The sequence below is a fragment of the Streptomyces sparsus genome, assembly GCF_054776295.1.
Genome location: NZ_BAAHCA010001452.1, coordinates 1 through 831, shown reverse-complemented (window position 1 = coordinate 831; position 831 = coordinate 1). Strand labels below are relative to the sequence as shown.

The window sequence follows — 831 nt, the reverse complement described above, 5'->3', positions numbered from 1 at the left end:
CGGCGCCGGACGGTTGCGGCACTCGCCGCGGCCGCCCTGCTCGCCACCGGAGCGACGGCGTGCAGCAGCGGCGACAGCACCGGCGACGGCTCCGACCGCGACAGCGTCGCGGAGGTCTCCGGCACCGCCGACACCAAGCAGGCCACCGTGCTGGACCGGCCGTTCGAGAAGCCCGACCTGGTCCTCACCGACACCGAGGGCGAGGAGTACGACTTCATCGAGCAGACCGACGGCAAGCCCACGCTGATCTACTTCGGCTACACCAACTGCCCCGACGTCTGCCCGCTGACGATGAGCAACATCGCCCTGGCCAAGGAGGAACTTCCGAAGGCGGACCAGGAGAAGCTGGAGGTCGTCTTCGTCACCAGCGACCCCGAGCGGGACACCCCCGAGGAACTCGGCGCCTGGCTCAAGGGCGCCGCGCCCGGCAGCGTCGGACTCACCGGCGACTTCCCGACGATCCAGGCCGGCGCCCGCACGCTGGGCATCGCCATCGAGCCGTCCGAGGTCAAGAAGAACGGCGAGGTCGTCTCCAGCCACGGCTCCCAGGTGCTGTTCTTCTCACCGAAGGACAACAAGGCGCACGTGCTCTACACCGAGGGCGTGACCGCGGAGACCTTCGCCGCTGACTTCCCCAAGCTGATCAAGGGGGAGAAGCCGTGACCCGCACCGCGCGGTGGCCGGCGGGACCGGTCGCGCTCGCCGTGGTGGGCGTCCTGGCCCTGGGCGGCTGCGCCTCCCAGGACTCCGGCTCGGAAGCGGGCACCGGATCGGAGACGGCCAAGGGCGCCGACGCCGGGCAGAGCGCCGGCGGGTCGGCGTCCGCGCCGG

1 protein-coding gene is annotated in these 831 nt (G+C 71.7%); it reads left to right on the top strand.

The features are described 5' to 3' along the window. Positions 1-663: SCO family protein (locus tag ACYVE9_RS28995; protein WP_461030852.1), on the top strand; the 663-nt coding region annotated here is incomplete at its 5' end. Positions 664-831: the final 168 nt, after the last annotated feature.